At 38.8% G+C, this 21,208-nt stretch carries 18 protein-coding genes; 6 read left to right on the top strand and 12 right to left on the bottom strand.

Annotated features, from left to right (window positions below):
• Positions 1-34: 34 nt before the first annotated feature.
• The 6 genes from H6G28_RS32435 to H6G28_RS32410 form a co-directional block, all read right to left on the bottom strand.
• Entirely contained in the window at positions 35-307 is a 273-nt protein-coding gene (locus tag H6G28_RS32435; protein ID WP_242054709.1) for a hypothetical protein, read from the bottom strand.
• Positions 308-380: 73 nt separating this feature from the next.
• Positions 381-1,940, bottom strand: coding sequence for an Hsp70 family protein (locus H6G28_RS32430; RefSeq protein WP_190677097.1), 1,560 nt, complete (start codon positions 1,938-1,940; stop codon positions 381-383).
• Between the two features lie 88 nt (positions 1,941-2,028).
• The gene (locus H6G28_RS32425) at positions 2,029-2,649 is read right to left on the bottom strand and encodes a hypothetical protein (RefSeq protein ID WP_242054708.1); all 621 of its coding nucleotides are present in this window, start codon (positions 2,647-2,649) and stop codon (positions 2,029-2,031) included.
• Between the two features lie 11 nt (positions 2,650-2,660).
• Positions 2,661-2,873, bottom strand: coding sequence for a DUF2997 domain-containing protein (locus tag H6G28_RS32420; RefSeq protein WP_190677095.1), 213 nt, complete (start codon positions 2,871-2,873; stop codon positions 2,661-2,663).
• Between the two features lie 127 nt (positions 2,874-3,000).
• Positions 3,001-4,710, bottom strand: a complete 1,710-nt coding sequence (locus H6G28_RS32415) for a serine/threonine protein kinase (protein WP_190677093.1) — start codon at positions 4,708-4,710, stop codon at positions 3,001-3,003.
• Positions 4,711-4,808: 98 nt separating this feature from the next.
• On the bottom strand, positions 4,809-5,648 hold the full coding sequence (locus tag H6G28_RS32410) for an alpha/beta fold hydrolase (protein ID WP_199332992.1): 840 nt from the start codon (positions 5,646-5,648) through the stop codon (positions 4,809-4,811).
• A 331-nt stretch (positions 5,649-5,979) separates the two neighbouring features.
• On the opposite strand from H6G28_RS32410, the gene rbp reads away from it, so the two are divergent.
• The 3 genes from rbp (at position 5,980) to H6G28_RS32395 (ending at position 7,276) form a co-directional block, all read left to right on the top strand.
• Positions 5,980-6,288, top strand: coding sequence for an RNA-binding regulator (gene rbp, locus H6G28_RS32405; RefSeq protein WP_190593916.1), 309 nt, complete (start codon positions 5,980-5,982; stop codon positions 6,286-6,288).
• Between the two features lie 240 nt (positions 6,289-6,528).
• Entirely contained in the window at positions 6,529-6,834 is a 306-nt protein-coding gene (locus H6G28_RS32400) for a P-II family nitrogen regulator (RefSeq protein WP_190593917.1), read from the top strand.
• Positions 6,835-7,012: 178 nt separating this feature from the next.
• The gene (locus tag H6G28_RS32395) at positions 7,013-7,276 is read left to right on the top strand and encodes a hypothetical protein (protein ID WP_190593919.1); all 264 of its coding nucleotides are present in this window, start codon (positions 7,013-7,015) and stop codon (positions 7,274-7,276) included.
• A 243-nt stretch (positions 7,277-7,519) separates the two neighbouring features.
• Here H6G28_RS32395 and infC read toward each other — a convergent pair whose 3' ends face one another.
• From infC to H6G28_RS32380, 3 genes are all read right to left on the bottom strand, one after another.
• Positions 7,520-7,987, bottom strand: a complete 468-nt coding sequence (gene infC / locus H6G28_RS32390; protein WP_313950033.1) for a translation initiation factor IF-3 — start codon at positions 7,985-7,987, stop codon at positions 7,520-7,522.
• 154 nt (positions 7,988-8,141) lie between these two features.
• A complete protein-coding gene (locus H6G28_RS32385; protein ID WP_190593921.1) occupies positions 8,142-8,567 on the bottom strand; it encodes a hypothetical protein in 426 nt (141 codons plus the stop codon).
• Between the two features lie 299 nt (positions 8,568-8,866).
• Positions 8,867-10,789, bottom strand: coding sequence for a WD40 repeat domain-containing serine/threonine-protein kinase (locus tag H6G28_RS32380; protein WP_190677091.1), 1,923 nt, complete (start codon positions 10,787-10,789; stop codon positions 8,867-8,869).
• Between the two features lie 121 nt (positions 10,790-10,910).
• Here H6G28_RS32380 and H6G28_RS32375 point away from each other — a divergent pair, with 121 nt between their 5' ends.
• From H6G28_RS32375 to bchH, 3 genes are all read left to right on the top strand, one after another.
• The gene (locus H6G28_RS32375) at positions 10,911-12,728 is read left to right on the top strand and encodes an ABC transporter ATP-binding protein (protein WP_190593924.1); all 1,818 of its coding nucleotides are present in this window, start codon (positions 10,911-10,913) and stop codon (positions 12,726-12,728) included.
• Between the two features lie 387 nt (positions 12,729-13,115).
• A complete protein-coding gene (locus H6G28_RS32370) occupies positions 13,116-14,567 on the top strand; it encodes a GIY-YIG nuclease family protein (RefSeq protein WP_190677090.1) in 1,452 nt (483 codons plus the stop codon).
• A gap of 509 nt (positions 14,568-15,076) precedes the next feature.
• Positions 15,077-18,799, top strand: a complete 3,723-nt coding sequence (gene bchH, locus H6G28_RS32365; protein ID WP_190677088.1) for a magnesium chelatase subunit H — start codon at positions 15,077-15,079, stop codon at positions 18,797-18,799.
• Positions 18,800-18,822: 23 nt separating this feature from the next.
• Here bchH and H6G28_RS32360 read toward each other — a convergent pair whose 3' ends face one another.
• From H6G28_RS32360 to H6G28_RS32350, 3 genes are all read right to left on the bottom strand, one after another.
• Positions 18,823-19,218 (bottom strand): type II toxin-antitoxin system death-on-curing family toxin, encoded by a 396-nt coding sequence (locus tag H6G28_RS32360; RefSeq protein ID WP_190677086.1) that lies wholly within the window; start codon positions 19,216-19,218, stop codon positions 18,823-18,825.
• Positions 19,211-19,831, bottom strand: coding sequence for a hypothetical protein (locus H6G28_RS32355; RefSeq protein WP_190593927.1), 621 nt, complete (start codon positions 19,829-19,831; stop codon positions 19,211-19,213). The genes H6G28_RS32360 and H6G28_RS32355 overlap by 8 nt, the downstream gene beginning before the upstream one ends.
• A 163-nt stretch (positions 19,832-19,994) precedes the next feature.
• Positions 19,995-21,188 (bottom strand): hybrid sensor histidine kinase/response regulator, encoded by a 1,194-nt coding sequence (locus H6G28_RS32350; protein ID WP_190677084.1) that lies wholly within the window; start codon positions 21,186-21,188, stop codon positions 19,995-19,997.
• Positions 21,189-21,208 lie beyond the last annotated feature (20 nt).

Raw genomic sequence — 21,208 nt, 5'->3', positions numbered from 1 at the left:
CTCCAGTTTATCGACTACTTTAATCAAACAATGGCTAAACCTTTTCAGTGGACTTATAAGGGCAAAGTTTTGGCTCTTTAATGGTCTGCTTATTTCCGCCTTGCTGTACTAGTGGTAAAGATTCATCAATTCGCTGTTGTAATTCTGGCAAACGTTCTAAATTGCGATCGCTACGTGGTAACTCCATTCGTGTTTTTAGCAAACTATAACCCAATTCCGCTAAAATTTCGTCTGCTTCATAAGGCATTTCAAAATAGGAGCGAAATGTGTAAGATTGCCCTTCTTGCAAAAGATGAGGACGAGTCATATTTTTTTGTTTGCAGCTACACATTAAATTACTATTCAATTTTAACGCGAACCGCCAAGGCGCAGAGAGGAGATTATTTGAGTTTAGCGATCGCACCTCTATTTACTAACATTTTACCTGTCAATAAATCCTTAACTGTTACTACTAACACCCGTTGTTCGTTGACTTCAAATTGCGCTTCGATTCTGTCGATTCCGGTTTGTCCTGGTGGTTCAAGATAAGCGACACATACTTGTTGATGATGGGTTTCTAGGGAACGATAGCTATCTTGTTTGATTAAGTGACTACTCGTCATTCTGCCTTGTGCATCATAAGCAACTTCCGCTTGGGAAACTTCGGCTACTTCACCGATGTCAAGGCGAATTTCTCGCTGTCCTTCGGTGGCTACTTGCAAAGTTAAAGCTTCAGAACGCGCCCCTGGATATTTTGCTCCTTTTTCAATTAAAGTCAAATAAGAATAAGTTTTACTGTGGGGTTCCCAAAGGCGAATCGCGTAACTGTGGCGGAGATAATCATCAATGGCTGTCATTTTGCTTAATGCTAATGCGCCATGTGCGACAGCTTCAAAGGGTTTATCTAACTTGACTTTTTGTCTACCAAAATAAGAAATTACTAATTGTTGAATGGCGGGGATTTGACAAGTACCGCCGACAAGTAACACTTGTTCTATAGATGATTTACTGATACCTTTAGTAAGTGCGATCGCTAATACTTCATCGATGGCTTGTCTTAACTGTTCTAATAATTGTTGATTTTCTAAAATTTCGCCTAACTCTTCCCGATGTAACTGCAATTCATGGGACATGAAATTTTCATCATCAAACCAAGCTTCCTTGGCTAAATCTGTTGCTGAAAGTTGAATTTTTACCCTTTCTGCTACTTCCAATAAATTCATAAAACCGATTTCCCCGACTTCCTCACGGGAAGAACCGATTTTGTGTAAATAATGTTCTACAATCCAAGTATCAATATCGACACCGCCAATAAAAGCATCCGACTTGGCGAGAACTTCCGCGCGTATGGCTTGCTGTTCGGCTGCAACACTCACAGTCCGCACTAAACTTAAATCCAGAGTTCCGCCACCAAAATCCACCACCAAAACCACACTACCAGGACGCTTGACGGCATAACCAAGGGCGGCGGCTGTTGATTCATCCACAATTTGTACTGTCGGCATATTGAGTTTATCGCCCAAATCCCGAAACCAATCAAGATACCTTTCAAATGCACCCACAGGAACGGTAAAAATAACGTGACTTGGCTGCAACTGCTGTTCAACTTGCTGCCAAATCTCCTTCAAAAACAATTCTGAAATGATCTCTGCACTATAACTATTACCATCCAACAGTCGTGGAGGCGGGACAAAATCCGCCGCTAAGTCTCGTTTAAAAGCCCGAAAACAGCGTTCCGGCTGGGCAAATCCCAAGCGTTTAGCGCGTACCGCTTCACCAAACAAAATGCTATTTTGTCCCTCAACAAACACCAAACTTGGTACAACACTTACCTGTTCCGTCCCCACCTCAAACCGCCGCGACATCCCCTCAAATCGCAAAGTCCGCGGTCTTTGGGTAATCAAATCCGTGGTACAAACAACAGTATTACTCGTACCAAAGTCAATTATTACTGTAGTCATTAGTTATTAGTCATTTGTCATTGGTCATTGTTACAGACTTATCCCCCTCGTCTCCCTTGTCCCCCTTGTCTCCCTCATCCCCCTCTCTTCACCTCCCCCCCGGCAAAGTCCGACTCACCTTAGCAGGGCAAAGAATTCTCCCTTGATGCTGATAGCCGACAAATCGGATGTAAACCAATTCACCTTCAGTAATATCAGCTTTGTCTGGTTGATGAAGTTGGGAGTTATAAGGTACTTGTTCCCAAGGTTTACCAATGAGTTCGTAACCCCATTTACCAAGGAGGTTATCTAGAGGGGTAAACATGGAAAGCAGATTTTTTGCAGGTAATTCGGGTTTCACACTCACCATTTGATGAATGCTGGGATAGTTGGTTAGTAATGTCTGCAATTGTTCAAAGGTGGTAACGCGCAACTCTTCGGTGAGTCGAAGTTGCTGCTGTTGCAATTCTTGATGCAGTCGCAAGCCTTCTTGGTGTAGTGCTTCTTTTTCAGCAGTAATTTGGGCTAGTTTTTGGGCTAATTCTGAGTATTTATCTTGCCAGATGAGGATTTCAGCTTCTAGGAGTTGAATTTGAGATTGTTTGTTGAGTTGCAGGATTTTCGCACCATTGATCATTAGAATTATCAACAGTGGCGAAAAAGTTGCGATCGCCATCACAACCAAGCTTTCTACAGAAAACATTCCGATATCTTGGATATCTGCAATCATTTCCGCCCCTCCTATTTTTGCTTGAGAGACTGTTGTTCTGTTCCTGTAAAGTTTTCTTCTCCTTCGTAATATTCAGGAAGCAGTTCTTGGCTTTCTACCTCTCCTAAAGCACCCTCAATTCCCGATGTTGCATTGGTACAACTTACACCAGAACCATTAATCACAGTCTCGGTAATTTTGCCGTCTTTACCAATGCGATACTCAATTTTTTGATACTCTGCCATAACTCAAATATTGATATTTTCTAGGTTTTACAGAACTACTTAGCTACTTTGTTGTATCACTTCTGCTAGTAAACGGCAATTGTCAAAAAAAGTCTGCTTTGGCGAGTAGAGCTTGAGTGTTGAAAACCTACCACTTATTGGCTGCTCTACCTCTAATTAATATAGGTTGGGGAATAGTTGTAAATTTATCAACTGATCCCAAGGAATAATCATCTAATTTAAAATCAGCGAAGGGCTGATTGATTAACCGATATCTAAGAGCTTCATCAACAATTACCCCTTTAGATTTCTTGCGTATCCCAATAATGATAATACTGCTTTGATAATCTGTTATATCTTGATTAGATGGGCATTTACCGCGCTGAAATTGACCAAGATTTAATAAACGATAACCTTTGACACTGGATGTATTTTTAAATAATTTTTGGGATAATAATTGCAGTTGCTTGGCACGTTCGAGGGCGAGACGTTGGGCAACAACTAAATTACCTTCACAAGTTGCTGTCCCCACAGAAATAATTTCTGTAGGGTATTCCATAATTTTCTGAATACCTTCTTGTTCAAGATTTAACTTTAAAAAATCAACACTTACAACTTGGTCATTATATTTAATTTGGAAACTGCTATTTAACAGCCATTTATATTCTGTTGATAAAATAGCAATGCTAAATTCTGCGGTTTTACCTTGACTATCTCTACCTTCTTGATAACCAAAAAACTCGATTTTACCTTTTGCTTCAGGGGCTTGGGTTTGGGTAATGAGGGTAGAAATTTTAGGCGATCGCATCCCCAAAGCCATGACACTAATTACACTTAATGACACCATTAATGCTGCTAAAAATGCAATTAAAGGCAGCTTATCTCCTATTTCTGTTTTGGCAACTGTAGGAGAAAAATATTTTTCTTGTAGATTACTAGTTAAATTTAACTGAACATACTGTTGTTCAATTTCTCCCAACTGCTGCAATATCTCTTGAGCATTTTTGGGTCTGTCTGTAATTTGAGTTGCCATTAACCAGTCAACTAAATCTAATAAACCTGGTGAGACATGAGAGGCAAAATTGCGCCATTGCAGCAAATTTTTCCGTGCATCATACATATCTAAAGGATGTCGCCCGGTTAATAAAAATGCAAAGGTGCGTCCCAAGGCAAAAAAATCTGATTGTGGTACGGCTTGACCTTGCATTTGTTCTAATGCACCATAGCCCGATGAAATAATTGATGTCATTTCACCACCATGATTAAATTGCGCCAGATATTGCCTGCTGACTGCTTGCGATGTGCCGAAATCAACTAAAACTAATTGCCCATTAGACCGCAGTTTAATATGAGATGGTTTAATATCTTGATGCAGATATTGTTTGCTGTGTACCAAATTTAAAATTTCGGCTAATTGTTGCAACCATGCAATAGCTTGGGTTTGAGAAATAGGACGATATTGTTGTTGATTCATCCACTGTTCTAAATCCCAACCATCGATTTTTTCCATCGCTGTGCAGTGTAATATCAAACCATCGCGCGTTTGATATTGAAAATAACCATCAACTTTAGGAATTCCGGGATGATGTAATTGACCTAAAACAGTCGCTTCTTGTTGAAAAATCTTAATAGCTGCTGCGTCATTTGACAGTTCCTCGCGCAGTACCTTGAGGATGTTTGGCGTATCGTTGGTGTGTGCTTCATAGACTTTGCCAAAGCCAGTTTTGTCACTCAACAAGCGAATGACACGGTAACGCCCCGGTAATTCTAACGGAGAACCACAACTTTGACAGAAGCGGTGTTTATCGTTATCTTGATTGTTCGGTTTAGGACAAACTGGATTTATACAAAGGCTCATGGGAAGTCAAAAGTCAGAAGTCAGAAGTCAAAAGTCAAAAGTCAAAAGTCCAGAAATTTTGACAAATGACTAATGACCAATGACCAATGACAAATTACTCATTTACACTCTGCTAAAAAAGCAGCCACAGTCCGGTTAAATGAGTCGGGTTCAGTCAGAAAAGGCCAATGATTTCCCGGAACTTGACACAGGCGTAAGTTTTTCAGATTGTTTTTATAGGGTTTTAATTGCCATTCTTGGCGGTTGAGACCTTTATCGGACTTGACAAACAAGGCGGGTGTATCGATGGGGTTGATAAAGCCCGGTACGCGCATCACATCTTCAAAAATGCCATCACGGGCGGCTATGGTGAACTTACTACCCCAACTCCCATCGGGTTTTTGTTCGATTCCCCCTTGAAATACCTGCTGTTGTAGTTCGTTCCAACCTTGATATTGGTTTAATTGTCGGGCGATTTGTTCGGCTTCAACATAACTAGCAAATGGCCCCATCCCTTTGAGAAAGGATAAAAAGCGGTACAAGAAGGGAAAAGTCGCCTTGAAGAATTCGGGCATTTTCCAGATGAAAATCGGGTCAACCAAAACCATACTCCGCACTCGCTGGGGGTTTTGCCTAGCCCAGATTACAGCTAATTTACCAGTCCAGGAATGACTTACTACATGGGCGGAAGACCATCCCAATTTATCCATGAGGGCTTCGAGGTCAGCGATCGCACTTTCAAAGCTATAATCTTTTTCTGGTTTGCTGCTTTCACCATGACCGCGCATATCGGGCGCAACTATGTGGTAATCTGTCGCTAAATATGCGCCCAAGCTAGACCAAACAAGTGCATGGTCGCCTAAACCATGTAACAACAACAAAGGTTCTTGACCTTGATTCCACTCTAAATAAGAAAGTTGAATATCAGATTTAACTAAGGTTTGTCGTCTAGAGATCATTGTCAATCTACCTTTGGAGAGATAGCTTTGCGATTATATAGTACTGCGAAAAGCTCTACCTGCTAAAGATCAGCCTGAATAGTTAGGTAAACCTAGCCGTCCCCAGCACCAAATTTCATCACCTACACGGAGTCATCCATTGCTTACATAACTTTATATAACACTTTTATTAACTCACCCCTCATCACTGCTTGCTATGTCATACTAGGAAGTGAGAGTTAATTCGGCGACCGCGTTTGTTTTTATTATTGACAGGCTTTTTCCTTTTGGTATTTACAGACTTTTCTCCGAAACCTAAATCTCTACACATCTATGATTTCGGAGACAATCTATGTCAGTTTATGTAGGCAATCTTTCTTATGAAGTTACAGAAGATAGTCTGAGTGCTGTTTTTGCAGAATATGGCTCAGTCAAGCGTATCCAGTTACCTACAGACCGTGAAACAGGTCGGATGCGTGGTTTTGGTTTTGTGGAAATGGGTACAGATGCTGAAGAAACAGCAGCTATTGAAGCCCTTGATGGCGCTGAATGGATGGGACGCGACCTCAAAGTAAATAAAGCTAAACCAAAAGAAGATAGAGGTTCATTTGGCGGTGGTAATCGTGGTGGCGGGGGCTACGGTGGTAGAAATCGCTACTAAGGCTTTATCAAATTAGCTCTTGCAGCTAACCCATTAATCCAGCATCCGAATTGCATTTATTACCGGCTTAGGCAGAAATGCTTGAGCCTTTTTAATACAAAACTGGGCTGGAAAATCAGCTAATACCATTTTGGATTTTAGATTTTGGATTGAGAAAGTGTTTACTGGTAAGCTTTTGGGCAATCCATTTGTCGCAATCATTCTCCAATTTGGTATAAAATCTAATTTCTGGAGTTCTCTATGTCAAACTCAACCCCTCCCGTTGAGCCTGCTGTTTTAGTTACTATTATTGGTGAAACTGTCCTGAAAGACCGGATTGTGAAGCTTCTCAAAAGCCATAACGTCAGTGGCTATACAATTAATCAAGTGCAAGGTGAAGGCGGTCACGGAAGACGCTTGGCAGACTTAGCAGGCTACAACACTAATATCGAAATCAAGACCATAGTTTCATTAGAAACATCAGATGCAATCCTTTGTGTCCTCAAACAAGAGCAAGGTCAGCACGCTTTAATTGCTTTTCGCCATAATATAGAAGCATTTTATTGATTAAATTTTTCTCAGGTATTCTTTAGAGATATGTAGTCTTATACAACCACGACCAGTACTAGTACAACAAGTCAAAAGGAAAAACCTTTAATATTAGATGGCTGAATGTCATATCCACTAACATTCCAGAATCGAGAATCGTGTTTTTCCAAATAACCAATTACCAGGTGTATCAAGTATGGAAGCTACTGAAAACTTAATTCCCGAATTTGAAAAATTATTTAGACAAAAATTACAACTAAATAATTGTAAACTTAGAAAAAAAAGACAAGAGAATAATTACGAAATCATTACTCCTGCTAAAGACATTTTTTTGATGTACTGGAGTAACTTCCCAGAAATTAAGTTGGTATATCAGGCTGTAGGAATACGCACACAGCAGACTGTAGTTTACGAGCGAGCTATTCGCGCTCATATTGACTTTTGTGTGAGTAGTATCTAAGCCATTCAGCGTTCTCTAGGTCTTATATAGTGCTGATAGCAACTATCTTAAATTTACAGCACTTTTAAAGTAAGTGAGGCACATCATGAGTAATGAGTAATAAGTAAATTTCTTACTCATTACTCATTACTTTTTTCAATCAGTTGCTGTACTTCATCAACATCGAATCTGCTGTGCTACCAGCACCTACCATAAAAAACTACTTCGGTTTCATGCTTTACCTAGTAAAACACTGAAGATATTTTAAACAGGCATAATTTGAACAACTAGTGCGCGTTTATCAAGGGACTGGACTTTACCAGCTTGACCCAAATCATTAACAATACGGTCTAGCATATCCCCAGCCTGCTGACGATATTGATTTTCTCGACCCCTTAAACGAATAGCAAATTTTACTGAATCGCCTTTACTTAACCACTGAAGTGCTTGACTAATACGCAAATTATAATCACCCGCACCAACATTCGGACGGAAGCGAACTTCTTTTACAGTAGGTCTAGCACTTGAACTTTGGCGTTTCTTCTTTTGATACTGAAGTTTGCCATAATTGAGAATCTTAGCTACTGGAGTATCTTCGTTCTGGGAGACTATTACTAAGTCAAGCTCAACACTTTCGGCTAACCTGAGAGCCTCAGAAGTGGCTATCAAACCACGATTATTATTTTCATGGTCAATCAAGAAGACTTGAGGTGACTTAATTTGCGAGTTAATTAGCTGCTTTTGGACTACGATAATTTTTTCCTCTCAATTATTCAACGACTTTGCTTTGCTTTGCAAGTATTACTAAGGTAACACAAGTACTATCTCTCTTTCTTCAGCCATCTGGCAGAAAATACAGAATGTTGATTTGCCATAGAATCTTAGTTTATTGTGGCAAGTTATCTGTGTTGAGTTCTCCACCAGCATCTACTGTTCCTGAATCCTTGACATCACTGCTTAATACTTCTTTAGTAAAATATTTTAAAGTTGAAGCTAAAGCTAATTGAGCAGCTACGTTATAAGCAAGTTCTTGAGAAATTTCTGGTTGTTGATGTAATAATGTCTCAACAAAGCTTTCAAAATCACGCATTACGGAATATCTGTGTAATGCTGCTTTTTTATCGATAAGATTAAATTTTTCATCAATTTTCTCTTTCGCTTCTTTTTCTGCTTCCTCAACAGAATTAGCAAATCCACTGTTATGACACAGTTCGCCATAAATCTTGTAGTAATAAGCTTTGCGGCTTAATGATTCCTCTGCAATGATGATTGAATGGAATTTGTATTCAATTCTGTAATTATTAGGTTCCATAAATAATTTTACATAATTAACGAAAAGTTGTTTTGGAGCTAAGATATAAGCCTATAGGAATCCGCTTTGATTGTTGAAATTATCTGTAAAAGCTGGGAGTGGGGAGTAGAAAAGAGCATTTTGTGGGTGTACTGATTTTTTTCAGAAATCAAATATGAGTCCTATATTGCTACTAAAATAAATTGAATGCACCAATTTAAATCTCATCTTCCAGATTAACATGAGATTTAAAAACTTTACAGAATATATTTATTCAACTTGATTTAATTATTTCCTGTTGAGTTTATCTCATAAATATTTCATCGTTGCATTCGCCAAATTTTGATACTTTTGTCACTACTACCACTAACTAAGGTTTGGGAATCGGGGCTAAAAATTACAGAATAAACAGTCGTAGTATGACCCGTCAATGTCTTAATTAGTTTACCATCACTCAAATTCCATAATTTAATTGTGGTATCACCGCTACCACTGGCTAAAGTTTTACCATCTGGGCTAATGGCAACAGCAAAAACATCTGCGTTATGACCTGTTAGTGTCTGAATTAATTCACCTGTTGCTAAATTCCAAAGTTTAATGTTTTTATCGTTACTACTACTGACTAAAGTCTGTCCATCTCTACTAATAGCGAGAGAAATCACAGCATCATCATGAGCAGGAATTGTCTGAATTAGTTCACCAGTTGCTAAATCCCAAAATTTAATGGTTTTATCATTACTACCACTAACTAATGTTTTGCCATCAGGACTAATTGCTAATGACATTACAGAACTAGTATGGCTACGAAGAGTCTTAATTAACTGACCAGTTTTTAAGTTCCACAGCTTGATAGTTTTATCACCGCTACCACTAGCTAAAGTTTGTCCATCGGGTGTAATCGCTATTGACCAAACAGCACCTTCATGTCCCTTAAGCTTGTGAATTAATTGCCCAGTTGCCAAGTTCCAAATTTTAATGCTCTGGTCATTACTACTACTGGCTAAAATTTGGTCATCTGGACTAATAGCCAAAGCAATTACGCCACTATTATGAGCCGAGATTTCTCGAATTAAACTGTTATCTGCTAAGTTCCAAAATTTGATGGTTTTATCACTACTCCCACTCACTAAAGTTTTACCATCTTGAGTAATTGCTAGGGTTTTAACGTAGTTAGTATGAGCGTTAAGAGTTTTATCTAGTTGCAGATGCTCGATTTGGTTATGATGTAGAAATGGCAGTTTTGGTAATTGAAATAAACCATAACTCAATACTCCGCCAAAAAACAAGAGAGTAGCAAAAGTGATGATTCTAGGAAATCTAGAAGTCTGGGTGGTTTTGGGTATGGTTGCCTGTTCTAGTTGGATTAGCTGCTGTAAAATAATTTCCGCAGTTTGTGGCCTATCTGCGGCTTTTCTCGCCATTAAATTATCTAAGAAATCGGCAAATTTTGGTGACACATTGGCAGATGAACGCCAGTTTAAAACATCTTCACGAGCGTTGTAAAATCTCAGTGGATATTGTGCCGTGAGTAAATAAACAAAAGTCCTACCAATAGCGAAAAAATCTGATTGGGGGACAGCTTGACCACTGGCTTGTTCTGGTGCAGTATACCCGGCTGAAAATACTGCTGTAATGCGATTACCTTCGCCTAATTTGGCTAAATAAGTATGGGTAGCATCTCTCGCAGTGCCGAAATCAATTAACACTAATTGACCATTATTTCGCAGCATGATGTTGGCTGGTTTGATATCACGATGAAACCAGCCTTGACTATGGACTATATTTAAGATTTCAACTAATTGCTTTAACCAAGCGATCGCCTGTTTTTCTGAAATCGGTTGATAACTTTGTTGTTGTAACCATTCTTCTAAATTAACTCCATCAATTTTCTCCATTACTAAACAATGGAGTTTGAATCCATGACTGGTTTGATATTGAAAATAACCGTCAATCTTGGGGATTCCTGGATGATTTAATTGACTCAAAACATTGGCTTCTTTCTGAAAAAGTTCCACTGCTTTAGAATGGTCGTTGAGGTGTTCTTTTAAAACTTTGAGAATTTTGGGCGTATTTCTGGTGTAAACTTCATAGATTTTGCCAAAGCTAGTTTTATCACTTAACAGGCGCATAACCCGATAGTGGTCTTCTAGAAGTATTTGGGAACCACAACTTTGACAAAAGCGGTGATTATCATTCTCCGGGTTTTGTGGATTAGAACAAAAGGGGTTGATGCACAGGCTCATATCAAGCTACAGGCAGAATGTATCAGTAGTATACGTTGTGTTGAGTTTAGAGTCATTTGTTATAAGTGAATCTATCTAACTTATCACCCCAACTCGGTGTTTTTACGCTATAAGAATAATAATGGGGACTAAGAAAGTAAGAAACACTCTGCGACAATCTCTGTCTGTCTTTCGCTACAGTGGACGGGCGATAAATTTAGTGTGGACTACCAGCCGTGGTTTGACGTTGAGTTTGGCGACGTTAACTTTAGTGGCTGGACTTTTACCAGCTGCGATCGCCTACATCGGTAAACTGATTGTAGATGCTGTATTATTGGCGGCGCAAGGTAATGTAGTCACTGGTTATCACCCTTTATGGTATGTTGCTTTAGAAGCGATCGCAGTTATTTTATTAGCCGGTAGTCAGCGCGGGTTGCTTATTTGTCAATCTTTACTGCGAGTTTTACTTGGTCAACGGGTAAATGTTCTCATCTTAGAAAAAGCCCTGACTTTAGAACTGCATCAGTTTGAAGACTCAGAATTTTACGATAAACTCACCAACGCTAGGCGCGAAGCCTCTGTTCGTCCCCTTTCTCTCGTCAACCGCACATTTGGCTTAGTCCAAAACGCCCTTTCTCTCGTTACCTACGGCGTGTTGTTAGTGAAGTTTTCCATTTGGGCTGTCATAGTTTTAATTGTAGCAGCCATGCCTGCGTTCATTGCCGAAACTAGATTTGCAGGTGAAGCCTTTCGCTTATTTAGTTGGCGTGCGCCAGAAACTCGTCAACAACACTACATCGAAAATCTCTTAGCACGGGAAGACTTTGCAACCGAAATCAAACTCTACCAGCTAGGAGAAATGCTGTTAGCACGTTACCGCGAAGTTTTTCATCAACTTTTCGGCGAAGACAAAGACTTAACTCTGCGTCGGGGACTGTGGGGATATCTGTTAAGTTTAGTCAGTACCATTGCTTTTTACATTGCCTACGCATGGATAGTTTTAGAAGCCGTGGCGGGAAAAATTTCGTTGGGAGATATGACTATGTATCTCACCGTATTTCGTCAAGGACAGTCCACTTTTTCTAACGCTTTGACTTCCATTGGTGGGATGTACGAGGATAACTTATATTTATCGAATCTCTACGACTTCTTAGAAGAAAAAGTTACTCAACCTTGGGGTTACGCTACCAAAGGTTTGTTTCCTCAAGATGGGATTCGCTTTGAGAATGTCTCTTTTACTTATCCTGGAAGTAATAAACCAGCTTTAAAAAATATCTCCCTACATTTACAACCGGGGGAAAAACTCGCAATTGTGGGCGAAAATGGTTCTGGTAAAACAACTTTAATTAAACTCCTGACTCGACTTTATACACCCGATTCCGGGCGGATTTTATTAGATGGTTTGGACTTACAAGAATGGGATGTTGATATTTTACGGCGGCGCATTGGTGTGATTTTCCAAAACTTTGTGCGTTATCAATTTACAGTGGGTGAAAATATTGGTGTTGGTGACGTTAAAAATCTCGAAGATAAACATCGTTGGCAAATTGCAGCCCAAAAAGGATTAGCCCATTCTTTTATTGAAAAACTACCTCAAAACTTTCAAACTCAACTCGGACGCTGGTTTAAAGGTGGACAAGAATTATCTGGCGGACAGTGGCAAAAAATTGCTCTTGCTCGTGCCTTTATGCGTACCCAAGCAGATATTTTAGTTTTAGATGAACCAACATCGGCTATTGATGCTCAAGCTGAATTTGAAATTTTTAATCATTTTCGTACCTTGACGGAAAATCAAATGGTGTTTTTGATTTCTCACCGCTTTTCTACTGTCAGAATGGCTGACAAAATTGTGGTGATTGAACATGGCGAAGTCAAGGAACAAGGTACCCATGAAGAGTTACTGAAATCGGGGGGAATTTACGCCAAGTTATTCTTGTTGCAAGCAGCCGGATATCAGTAGATTTATAAACCCTTTCTCAACCTACAACGGTATAAACTTGATTATCAAAAGATTAAATCAGGTTAATGGTTAGTTATTATTTTTTACATTCACTGGTAGCATGAAATGATTTGATAATAAATAGTCAACATAATTTCCTCTAGAATTTCAAGCGATCGCCCAGATGGATATTCAAGCGATCGCTCTTCATTCTAACTATTTAGACCTACATAAAAATAGTTAAACATTAGCAGTAAAACAACAGGAAAATGTAATTTTATTTGTGAAATAAATATTAAATTTACAAAATTGGTAATGATTTAGAGACCATTTAGAGAAATTTACGTTTGTTAGCTCATCTATTGGGGAATCTTAACTGTAGAGACATCAGTAATTAGCTACAGAACCATGAATGCAGACGAATACATTCTCAAATTACCCAATATAGCCCTAAGAAGCAGAGAATTACTACCCGAACAACCAGGGATATATTATGTGGTAGATGAAAGTAATGTGATTTGGTATGTAGGACAGGCAAAAAACTTACATAACCGTTGGTTAGGAGATAACCATCATAGACTTGATCAGTTTAAACGGCAGCGTAATAGGCGATTTACTATTTACTATGAATTAGTAAATGAATCAAACCTCGACATTATAGAGAAACAACGTATTGGGCATTATCATCCTCAATTAAATGGAACAGAAGTTAATAGTAAAAAGCTACATCCTACAGAAACACTTTTACGTAAGACACTCATTACTATTGCTCCATACGGATTTATATTAGGTGTCGAACCTCCCAGAAAAGATGATATTAAACTCATAGAATATTCTAAATATTACAGGGATATCTGGAGGATTAATAAATCAGTTTTACCTCTATCAGTGATACATATCTGTATAAACTTAACAGAATTGCTTAAATTATCTCAAGATATATCAACCACAATTAGATTTCTCAAAAAAGTCTTTAGTAAAAGTATTAATTCTTCAGGTAACTGGAATTGCCAAGGTAGTAAAAGGTCTTATCGTCTCAGTGATTTTCTTTTGAGAAGATTGTTAGTAAATGGATTTGCAATAGAAGTATATGTAGTGCGTCAAGAAGTAACATCATATATTCAAAACTATACAATGACTCAACTTGCAGGCATACATATTAAAGCTATTAGTAGTGATTCTCTCAATATACTACAAGAGAAATGTCTACAGAATAATATTGCTGGTTTGTATTTAAAAGATAATATAAGCCACCAGTATTTGTATACAGACCTTTGCCATAGGGCTATCAATAGGTTAAAACCATACACTGAAGATTTAGTTAAAGTACTGTTTAATGAAAGTATAGATAAAAGTAAATTATTAAAATTTCCTCCTCATAAAAATGAAGCTGCTATAAATCTTGGTTTATCTGTTAGGTTGTTAAACCTTATTAAGAGAAAAGAGTATTTAAAAGAAATATTAATAGAACAGGGATTTGACTTAAGCAAATATCAGGTTGATAAGTATTTGGAAGATATACCAAAGGATAATAATTACTATGAGAGTCATCTAAATAAAAATATGACTGTCTATGTTAAATCTTTCTTATATGGCGATTTACGACAATCTATTTATTCATCTAGTATGATATACGGTAAGAAAGGAGCATTTTACCAAAATGCTAATCTCCCTTATATAGATGTTTACCTTGCTTTTCATGTAAATAGAGCATTTTGGTTATTATTTGAAAATTATTTATGTGATTTTGCGAAAGTAAGCCTGTCTGAAACTGAAGGTTATTTAAAAAAATACTATAGCAATCCTACCCCAATTGTGAGAAAATACGTAGACAAAAATCCTTGTTTTATAAGCATTTGAGGCTTATTGAACTCTCATGTATCATTTAGGATTGCTATATATTTCTCCTAAGAAAACTTTAAAGCCTTTATTTTTATCTGTAACTATCAATGGAAGATGGAAAGCTGAACTACCAATAGGCCCCAAAGACAATATGTCTTATCGTGAAGTTACAGAAGTAATTAGCAATCGCTTAAAAAATTGCCAAATCCCTAAACTTAAATTTACATTTAAGTCAATATGAGCTTCCTTACTGGATAGTCAAACCAAAAAAAAGCCCCCCGGTAGTTAGCCGAGGGATTCTGCAAGTCGGTAATTGTCGCATAAAGACATTCGCGGATATCACCATACCAACTTAGACTTGAGGAAATCTGCCAAAATGCCAGATTGGTGTTTGGGTGCAAAATAGTGATTACCTTGACTCTAAAGACCAACTCTCGGTTAATTGGTGAACTCAAGACAGATGTTTCACAATCAAGCTGCAACCACGATTAGAATTTAAGTAAAGAAATATTGCGTAGCTTACGGGCATGAAACGGATCGTCTTAATTGCTGGGTTTGAATCGTTCAACGCTGACTTATACAGGAAAGCGGCTGCTGTGGCTGAATCTCGCTGTCCTGATTTAGACATTCGCGTGTTTAGCGATCGCGATATTATCAGTAAGCGTGCGGAAGTAGAAACAGCACTAGATGGCGCTGAGGTATTTTTTGGCAGCTTATTATTTGATTATGACCAAGTTGTGTGGTTGCGCGATCGCCTTGCTCAAGTTCCCATCCGGCTTGTGTTTGAGTCAGCCTTGGAATTGATGAGTTTAACCAAATTGGGAGACTTTGCCATTGGTGACAAACCAAAAGGAATGCCCAAACCAGTTAAATTCATCCTCGACAAATTCAGCAACGGACGCGAAGAAGACAAACTCGCAGGTTACATCAGTTTCTTAAAAATCGGCCCGAAACTTTTAAAATTCGTTCCAGTGCAGAAAGTCCAAGACTTACGCAACTGGTTAATTATCTATGGTTACTGGAATGCTGGCGGCCCCGAAAACGTCGCTTCTTTATTCTGGACATTAGCCGAAAAATATTTAGGCTTAAAAATTGGCGACATTCCCCCACCAGTCGAAACCCCCAACATGGGATTACTCCATCCCGGCTATCAAGGGTTTTTTGAAACGCCAAAAGCATACTTGGAATGGTATGAGAAGAAGGGAACAGGAAAGAAAAATACCCAATCCCCACTCCCGGTTGGTGAGCGGAGCCGAACCACCACTCCCCACTCCCCAATTGTGGGAATTTTGCTTTACCGCAAACACGTCATCACCAAACAACCATATATTCCCCAACTAATTCGCCGCTTTGAAGCAGCTGGGTTAATTCCCTTACCCATTTTCATCAACGGCGTAGAGGGACACGTAGCAGTACGTGACTGGATGACAACCGACTACGAACAGCAACAACGCCAACTAAATAATATTGACACCCCTTCACTTTCCCCAGATGCAGTTAAAGTTGATGCCATAGTTTCTACCATTGGCTTTCCTTTAGTGGGTGGCCCGGCTGGTTCAATGGAAGCAGGACGGCAAGTAGAAGTAGCCAAGCGCATCCTGACTGCGAAAAATGTACCCTACATTGTCGCCGCACCCTTATTAATCCAAGATATCCATTCTTGGACACGCCAAGGTGTCGGCGGCTTACAAAGTGTAGTTTTATATGCTTTACCAGAACTCGATGGGGCAATTGATACCGTTCCCCTCGGCGGTTTGGTAGGCGAAAATATTTATCTGGTTCCTGAACGGGTACAGCGATTAATTGGTAGAGTCAAAAGCTGGGTTGCTTTACGCCAAACACCAGCATCGGAACGGAAAATTGCCATTATTTTATATGGTTTCCCTCCTGGTTATGGTGCAGCCGGCACAGCTGCATTGTTAAATGTGCCTCGCAGTCTAATTAAATTCCTTCACGCACTTAAAGACCAAGGTTATAACGTTGGCGACATCCCAGAAGATGGGGAAGAATTAATTCGCCAAGTGAAAGCAGCTGATGAAGAAATGGAAAGATGGGAAGTAAATCAACCTTTTCCTGATTCAGCCAATACTGTTAATGCAAGAAAATTAGAAAAATGGTTAGGATATCTCCGCACATCTCGCGTTGAAAAACAATGGAAATCTTTAACAGGTAGCGGGATTAAAACTTATGGCGATGAACTACATATTGGTGGAGTGCAGTTAGGAAATGTCTGGATAGGTGTACAACCACCGTTAGGCATTCAAGGCGACCCGATGCGGTTAATGTTTGAACGCGATTTAACTCCGCATCCTCAATATGCGGCTTTTTATAAATGGTTGCAAAATGAGTTGCAAGCTGATGCTGTGGTTCACTTTGGAATGCACGGTACAGTGGAATGGTTGCCGGGTTCGCCTTTAGGAAATACAGGTTATTCTTGGTCGGATATTTTGTTAGGTGATTTGCCTAATCTATATATATATGCAGCGAATAATCCTTCGGAATCAATTTTGGCGAAGCGTCGCGGTTATGGTGTGTTAATTTCGCACAATGTACCGCCTTATGGGCGTGCAGGTTTGTATAAGGAATTGGTGGCGTTGCGCGATTTAATTGCGGAGTATCGAGAAGATCCGAAAAAGAATTATGTGTTGAAGGAAGGGATTTGTAAAAAGATTGTTGATACGGGTTTGGATGTCGATTGTCCGTTTGAGGATACGAAAAAGTTGGGCATTCCTTTTACGCCAGAAAATATCAGAATGTTTAGTGGTCACGCTTTTGATGATTATCTGGTGAAGTTGTACGAATATTTGCAGGTTTTAGAAAATCGGCTGTTTTCTTCTGGGTTGCATATATTAGGTGAAGCACCAAATGAGGAGGAGATGGCGGCTTATTTGGAGGCTTATTTTGGAAACGAACCGCAAAGACGCGAAGGGCGCAAAGAGGAAGAGATAAAGATAAGAGGTTTACTGGAGAGGACTACTGATGAGTTAACTAATCTCTTGCGGGGGTTAAATGGTGAGTATATTCCGCCTGCGCCTGGTGGTGATTTGCTGCGTGATGGGGCGGGTGTTTTGCCAACGGGTAGGAATATTCATGCGTTAGATCCTTATAGAATGCCTTCGCCTGCGGCGTATGAAAGAGGTAGGGAAATTGCCCAGAAAATTATCGCCCAGCATTTACAAGAACATGGGAAATATCCTGAGACGGTGGCGGTGTTGTTGTGGGGTTTAGATGCAATTAAAACTAAGGGTGAGTCGTTAGGAATTCTGCTGGAGTTGGTTGGCGCTGAACCTGTGAAGGAAGGTACTGGCCGAATTGTCCGTTATGAATTGAAACCTTTGGCTGAGGTGGGACATCCCCGCATTGATGTGTTGGGTAATTTGTCAGGAATTTTCCGCGATAGTTTTGTGAATATCATCGAATTGTTGGATGACTTGTTTTTCCGTGCGGCTGAGGCGGATGAGTCGGAAGAACAGAATTTTATTCGGAAACACGCTTTAGCTTTAAAGGCACAAGGTGTAGAAAATGCTTCGGCGAGATTATTTTCTAATCCTGCGGGTGATTTTGGTTCTTTGGTAAATGATAGGGTTGTTGATGGTAATTGGGAATCTGGGGAAGAGTTAGGTAATACTTGGCAAAGTCGGAATGTGTTTAGTTATGGCAGACAAGATAAAGGTCAAGCTAGACCAGAGGTGCTGAATCAGTTGTTGAAAACAAGCGATCGCATCGTCCAAGAAATCGATTCGGTAGAATATGGTTTAACCGATATTCAGGAATATTACGCCAATACAGGCGGTTTGAAAAAAGCAGCCGAAAAACAAGGCGGTAAAAAGGTAACTACCAGCTTTGTGGAAAGTTTCTCTAAAGACACCACCCCCCGCAACCTAGAAGATTTGCTGCGGATGGAGTACCGCACAAAATTGCTAAATCCCAAATGGGCGCAAGCGATGGCAAATCAAGGTTCTGGCGGCGCGTTTGAAATTTCGCAACGGATGACAGCCTTAATTGGTTGGGGTGGTACTGCTGATTTTAAAGATGATTGGGTATATGACCAAGCCGCAGATACCTACGCTTTAGACCCAGAAATGGCTGAGAAATTACGCCAAGCCAACCCCGAAGCTTTCCGCAATATTATTAGCCGAATGTTAGAAGCATCGGGGCGCGGTTTTTGGGCAGCTGATCAAGATAAGTTGGATAAGTTGCGTCAGTTATATGAATTAACTGATGAAGAGTTAGAAGGCGTGACAGTTTAGAAAATGCCAATTTCATGAATAGCTTAAATGAGTTCTGTAATATAATCTTTCAGTAATTCAATTAGCTCTTCTTTACTCAACATATTTTCTGCAACTTGCATTGTTAATTCATAAGCTTGTTCTGGTGACATATTCAATTCATAATCATTCAGATTCAAAAATGTCACCATCACATCAAAAGCAGTACGCTTATTACCATCTACAAAAGCATGGTTATGAGTAATATGAAACAAGTATGCTGCCGCTTGTTCAACAATTGTAGGATGTAAAAGCTCACCTGCAAAAGTGGCTTGGGGTTGATAAATAGCCGAATCTAGCAAGCCTTCATCGCGTAGACCCAATGAGCCACCATATAAATTAATCTGCTTACTATGTATACTTAAAACATCTTGTTTTTCAATAAATTTAGGACTATGCAAGATTTCTGTACACCCAATCCCATTTTTTCGTAGATGCCAAAGAAATTAGCATAGCCTCTGATTCCTTGGGAGTAATATCTTCCAAAGCCAAATTTTTTAATTTCTCTTCAGCTAGTATGTTGATTAGTAAACCAGCTTTGATTAAGGCTTGTATTGCATATTTTATACTTTCTTCAAGAATATATTTTTCATTATGGTTATAAAATTCAGATTCAGCTTCATTTTTAATTAACCTGTATAAATTTTCAGCATCTGTAATGAGATTGGCCAAAATTATCTTTCCTTGTTTAAAAAAAATTAAATCTGAGAATTGATCAAAAATTTCTTTAAATAGAAGATTATATTTCACAAAAATCAAAACTAGTAATTGTCCTTGCTGTACTTGTTCCTTTAATACATCACCAAGATGACTCAATTTGCTGAGTTTGCTCTGTAGCCGCGTCAACTCTTCCTGAATTTGACTTAGAGATATTTGCCGACTATTTGCGAACTCGTATAATGCTGCTATTGTTTCATCTCGCGGATCTGGTTCATTCAGGCATTTCTCAAGTGTTTCTATGTTCTTTTGAATGCTTGCAATTGTTTCTTGTGAGAATATAAAGCTGTTTACCATTATTTATGTACTGGCTTGTTTAACTATAAACTTTGCCTATAACTATTTTAGCGGCTCTTCAGCTATTTGAATTTTTATTCATCTCTATCGCAATCCTAAATGATTTACAAACATCTATCTCCCTTGTGTACCTTGTCTCTCTAAATAAAGTCTCTTTTTCCGACTATTCACTCTCACCACTGTAATTTAAAGGCAGTTTAACTATTACCGTAGTCCCCACATCTTGTTGACTTTCTAAGCTAATTTCACCACCATGTAAGTCTACACACTGTTTCACCATCGCCAGCCCTAAACCTGTTCCTTGAATTCTCCGCGCATTACTCGCCCTGTAAAAAGTTTGAAATAAGTTAACTTGGTCGGTTTCTGGAATACCTATGCCCTCATCTTTAACCTGAAAAATTGCCATATCATCTTCCAAAGTTAAATTAAACCAAATATGACTTTGTGGCGGAGAATATTTCACAGCATTGGAAATTAAATTAGTCAAAATACAATAAATTAATTCCTCATCCATATAAATTAAATTACATTCTCCTGCATAATTAAAAATAATATTTTTCTGTCCTGCCGCTTTCATTTGCATTACTTCTGTAATTTCTTGACAAAAGCTAATCAAATTTAAAGGCGCAGGTTTATACGCTAATTTGGCAGTTTCACTTTTACTCAGAAATAAAACTTCATCTAATAACTGCAACATGTGATTGAGAGCATCTTGCACACGCTCGAAATAAATATTTCTTCGTGCCTCATCCATATTATTTTGATTTTGCAAAATATCTATAGCAGTTCTAATTGTAGTCATCGGGTTACGAAACTCATGGGAAACCATCGCCACAAAATTAGACTTTAGCTCATTAAGTTGTTGTTCTTTTGCTAACGCTTGACGGCTAATTTCTTCACTTTCTCTTAACTTATTGAGAATTTCTTCTCGTTCAATAGCATAGCGAATAGCCTGGACTAACCTTTGGATAGTAATTTGGTCTTTGACTAAATAATCTTGAGCGCCTTCTGCTAAAGCCTGCATTGCTAATTCTTCATCATCAATTCCTGTTAAAATCACTACAGGAATATCTGGAACTGCGGCTCGATATGTCTTCAAAGTCTCTAGCCCAAAAGAATCTGGTAGTCCCAAATCTAACAAAACGACATCAAATTTTTCTCTTCGGGGATTTATCTTCTCCAACTCATTTACTTTAGAATTATTCTCTGATAAACTTAAATTTATCGCTTCAGATAATTGTTCAACATGCAGCATTTCTAGTTTATGTTGAACTGTATGAGCAAATACTTGATGTAATAGTTTGGCATCACTAGGACTATCTTCTACCAACAGAACGCGAATTATCATTTTTTGCATAAAATATATTTATATAAGTT

This window comes from Nostoc sp. FACHB-190 (assembly GCF_014696905.1).
Taxonomy (GTDB): domain Bacteria; phylum Cyanobacteriota; class Cyanobacteriia; order Cyanobacteriales; family Nostocaceae; genus Nostoc_B.
Note: the sequence above shows the minus strand (reverse complement) of the source record. Positions and strands in the feature narration are given on the sequence as shown.